This is a genomic window from Arthrobacter sp. Hiyo1 (assembly GCF_001263615.2).
Lineage (GTDB): Bacteria > Actinomycetota > Actinomycetes > Actinomycetales > Micrococcaceae > Arthrobacter.
Window position 1 is genome coordinate 808,015 of record NZ_DF952468.1, and the last position, 4,111, is coordinate 812,125.

Genomic DNA, 4,111 nt, shown 5'->3' on the forward strand with positions numbered 1-4,111 from the left:
GGGGCTGGATCCGGCAGTGCTGACACCACGCTCAGGGCATGCTCAGCCGCAGTCCGCACATCTGAGCCCGCGGTCACCTTGTGCACGAGCACGCTGAAGGCACCCGCGCTTTGCCGTGCCGAAGGGTGCCCGTGGGTCAAGCACGCGGCATCGGTGCTCAGCTTGTAGACCGCGGCCTCGGAAATATGCGGGACCAGGCCAAAGGGAGCCGAGCGCATGACCGTGCCGCAGCCCTTCGATTCCGGATTGACGGGCCGGAACTTGGTTCCCATCTCGCCCGTAGCGAGTCCGCTCAGGCACGCCTTTCCCGGGTGCCTGCGGTGCCGGAGCACTTCTTGGCCGTCGATCCACCGCGGTTGGGGAACGGGGGCGGATGCCGGCAACGCGACGCCCTGGCTCGCGAGCATCGCAGGTAAGCCAGCCAGAGACATGCAGTTTCATCCGCGGCTACGCCGTCGTTGGCCCACTCCAGGGCTTCCACGAGGCCGTCGACGGTGTACAGCGTCATCTGGGTGTCGTCCGAAAAGTGGGTGCCGCCGTCGAGCTGGCCGAAAGAGGTGAGGCCCGCTGCGCCGAAGCGGGTGCGGATCGTGGCTACGTCGTCGAACTCGACGGCGTAGCCGAGCGAATCGCCCAAGGCACCGCCCAGCAGGCAACCGTTAACCCGGGACTCGAAGGATGGCACGGCGGAGGGGGATGGTTCAGCGCTCATAGTGGTAATTTACCGTGGCTGCTCGGCCGGTCTTCACCTGCCCGCTGATACGGTGGCTCGTGAACCAGGAGGCAATGATGCGTGAACCCGCGTGGCGGAAAACCGGAAAGACCCCGGACTACAGATTCTCCCTCGCAAATGAGCGGACCTTCCTCGCGTGGATCCGTACGTCGTTGGCCCTGTTGGCCGGTGCCGTCGCCATCGACCAGCTTGCTCCGAACATCGCGCCCCAGCCCGTGCGCATTGTCTTGTGCGTCGTTCTTTCCATGATCGGCGCGGGCCTCGCGACGCTCGCCTACCGCCGGTGGGCGCAGATGGAGGCGGCCATGCGGAACGACCAGGCCCTGCCGTTCTCACGGGTCATGCTGCTCATGACCATCGTGGTTGCGGTGGCGGCATTCACTTTTGCCGTGCTGATCCTGGTGGCGCGTTGACCGTTGAATCCAGAGATCCGGGGCTGCAGCCGGAGCGTACAACGCTCGCTTGGCGCCGGACCCTGATTTCGCTTCTGGTGGTGGATCTCTTCATCTGGCGCAGGTGGTTGACGGCCAAATCCGGTGCGGGGCAACTGCCCACCGGGATACCGGGGCTCGACTACCAGGGAATCTGCGCCTTGACCGCCGCCGCAGCGACGATCGTCCTCGGCTGCGTTGTGTGGGCCAGGTCCCACCAGTTGCACCATGGCGCGGAGGAAGCGTCGGCAGTCTTGATGCTTGCAAGCGCCGTGTCCATCATCGCGCTTGCCGGCGCTGCGGTCGCCGCAATCGCCTTGGGCGGCTAGGCTCGGATTCAGGAAGCGTCCAGACTCGGCTGACAGGATGCTGCGGGGCAAGAAAGCGGTCCGCCGCACGGCTTCTTGCCTTGCCCGGAGTGTCCGCCTCCGCAACAGACCACCCGAACTTCGAACAAAGGAATCCCTCGACATGACCACAACTGTGTCCGCTCCCTCCTCCCGCGGAACCCGGCTCCTAGCCCGGGCGTCCGCTGAAGCTCTGGGGACGCTGTTCCTTGTGGTTATTGGCTTGGGTGTGTTGATCTTCATCAACCCCCAGGCGGTTCCGATGCCGGCGTCGCTGGCCAGCGGCCTGACCGTCACTGCTGCCATGTTGGCCTTCGGTTACCTGTCCGGCGGCCACTTCAACCCGGCCATCACGGTTGGTCACCTGGTTGCCGGCCGGATGAAGCTTGTGGATGGGGCCGCGTACCTGGGGGCCAGATTGTGGGCGCTTTGCTGGGCGCGTTGGCGATTTTCGCCGTCGTCCGAACTGTACCGGGGATCACGGACAGCCGGACTGTGTTTGACACGGCGACCTCCGGCTTCGGTACGCACTCCAGCTTCCAGGTTCCCGTGACCGGCGTGATGCTCATTGAGGTCCTCGGCGCCGCGCTCCTGGTAGGGGTCTTCCTGGGTGTCACCGCTCGACGCAATCCCAGCAAGCTCGCAGCACCGTTCGCCGTCGGCCTGACAGTCGCGGTCTTGCTGCAGCTTGGCCAATCCACGGGCAACCTTGCCTTTAACCCCGCACGTGCCACTGCCTCCGCAATCTTCAGCTCGAGCTGGGCAGTGGAGCAGCTCTGGCTCTTCTGGGTCGCACCGCTGGTCGGAGCGGCGATCGCAGGCCTCATCTTCCGCGGTTTCGGCGAAACCACCCCGGTTGCCGTGGCTGAGGTCGAGGAGCCGTTGCCGGCCGACGGCTGGGAGGAAAAGTCCGACGACGACGCTGAAGCGGCTGTCCCGGAAAGCGCGGCCGAGGTTTCCACGCCCGCTGCGGAGTCCGCCGTGGCACCCGTCGAAGAGAAGCCAGATGTCGACCCGGCCCGCGATTTCTTCGACGGCAAGCGGGGCTGACGCAGGAATTCAGCTGTCCGGAAGGCCCTGTTACGGCCGGTGCCGCCGCGCCGCACCAATAATGTCGGGGCCTCCAGTTAGCTTGAAAACATGAGGCTTTTGCACACTTCGGATTGGCACCTGGGACGCTCGTTCCATGGCGTCGGGATGCTTGACGCCCAGCGCAACTTCATTGAGCAATTGCTCGCAGTCGTCCGGGAACAGTCGGTGGACGTCGTCTTGATCGCGGGCGACGTCTACGACCGTGCGCTGCCTGGCCTGGATGTCGTGAAGCTCCTCGACGACGCCCTCGTACGGATCACGGATGCTGGAGCCAAGGTGGTGCTGACCAGCGGCAACCACGATTCCGCGATCCGCCTTGGTTTCGCTTCACGCCTGCTGGAGCGCGGGGGAGTCCATTTGCGGACCCGCGTAGAGGATCTCGATTCGCCCGTCCTGTTTCCCCTGGATAGCGACCACTGTGCAGCTCAGCCGGGTGCGCCCGTGGTTGCCGTCTATGGAATTCCGTACCTTGAACCGCGGCTTGTCGCCGAACGGCTCGGCACCCAAACCCCGAGCCACTTTGACGTCACGCAGGCCGCGGTGGAGCTCATCCGTGAGGACATTGCCCGGAGAAGCGAAGCGGGGCCGGTGCACTCCGTTGTGCTGGCACACACCTTCGCGAGCGGCGGCATCACCTCGGACAGCGAACGCGATTTGAGCATCGGCGGTTTGGGGGCAGTGCCCCTGGATCTCTTTGATGGCTTCGGCTACACGGCCCTCGGACATCTGCACGGGCGGCAGGAACTTTCGGAGCGCGTCCGGTATTCGGGTTCGCCGCTGGCGTATTCGTTCTCCGAGGCCAGGCATCGGAAGGTGCGTGGCTGATTGATATCGGCGTCGGCGGTGTTGAGAGCGTCGAGGAAGTTCTGTGGAAAGCACCACGGGAGCTGGCGATTCTCCGGGGGAAGCTCGCTGAGCTTCTGGAGTCGGAGGAGCATTCCTGGGCTGAGACTGCGTATTGCCAAGTCACCCTCACAGACTCCTCGCGGCCTGCGCAGGCGATGGAACAGCTGCGTGCCCGGTTCCCGGAGACGCTCGTGCTGGGCTTTGACCCTGAAGACGCCGCGGGAAAGGTCAAAGCCAGCTACAGCAGCCGGCTTGCGGAGGCCGAGGACGATCTTGGTGTTTGCTGCGGCTTCCTCGACCATGTGCGCGGAAGGCCGGCTGATGAGACTGAACTTTCCGCCCTTCGTGAAGCCTTGGAAGCGGTCCGGTTGGAAGGGGCAGAGCTGTGAGAATCCACCGCCTTGAAATTGAGGCTTTCGGGCCGTTTGCCGGGGTTCAATCGATTGATTTCGATCAGTTGGGCGCCCAGGGCCTGTTCCTCTTGAACGGTGCCACCGGTGCGGGAAAGACGAGCGTGCTCGACGCCATCTGCTTTGCGTTGTACGGCTCGGTACCGGGCGCCCGCCAGGACGGAAAACGCTTGCGCAGCGACCACGCGGAACCGGCTGCGGAGCCGCGGGTCGTTTGCGAATTTTCGGCGCGCGGAAGACGCTTTGAGGTCA

3 protein-coding genes and 3 pseudogenes are annotated in these 4,111 nt (G+C 64.7%); 5 read left to right on the forward strand and 1 reads right to left on the reverse strand.

Annotated elements, in window-relative coordinates; genetic code table 11:
• Nucleotides 1-712, reverse strand: a pseudogene (locus AHiyo1_RS03510) (ADP-ribosylglycohydrolase family protein); the annotation flags it as partial.
• A gap of 59 nt (nucleotides 713-771) precedes the next feature.
• On the opposite strand from AHiyo1_RS03510, the gene AHiyo1_RS03515 reads away from it, so the two are divergent.
• The 5 genes and pseudogenes from AHiyo1_RS03515 to AHiyo1_RS03535 form a co-directional block, all read left to right on the forward strand.
• Nucleotides 772-1,146 (forward strand): YidH family protein, encoded by a 375-nt coding sequence (locus AHiyo1_RS03515; RefSeq protein ID WP_253257137.1) that lies wholly within the window; start codon nucleotides 772-774, stop codon nucleotides 1,144-1,146.
• A complete protein-coding gene (locus AHiyo1_RS03520) occupies nucleotides 1,143-1,493 on the forward strand; it encodes a DUF202 domain-containing protein (RefSeq protein ID WP_059387627.1) in 351 nt (116 codons plus the stop codon). Before AHiyo1_RS03515 ends, AHiyo1_RS03520 begins: the two co-directional genes overlap by 4 nt.
• A gap of 142 nt (nucleotides 1,494-1,635) precedes the next feature.
• Nucleotides 1,636-2,561: pseudogene (locus tag AHiyo1_RS03525) on the forward strand (MIP/aquaporin family protein).
• Between the two features lie 90 nt (nucleotides 2,562-2,651).
• Nucleotides 2,652-3,838, forward strand: a pseudogene (locus tag AHiyo1_RS03530) (exonuclease SbcCD subunit D).
• Nucleotides 3,835-4,111 (forward strand): AAA family ATPase (locus AHiyo1_RS03535; protein WP_148667428.1); only part of this gene is annotated, 277 nt, incomplete at its 3' end. The pseudogene AHiyo1_RS03530 and the gene AHiyo1_RS03535, both read left to right, overlap by 4 nt.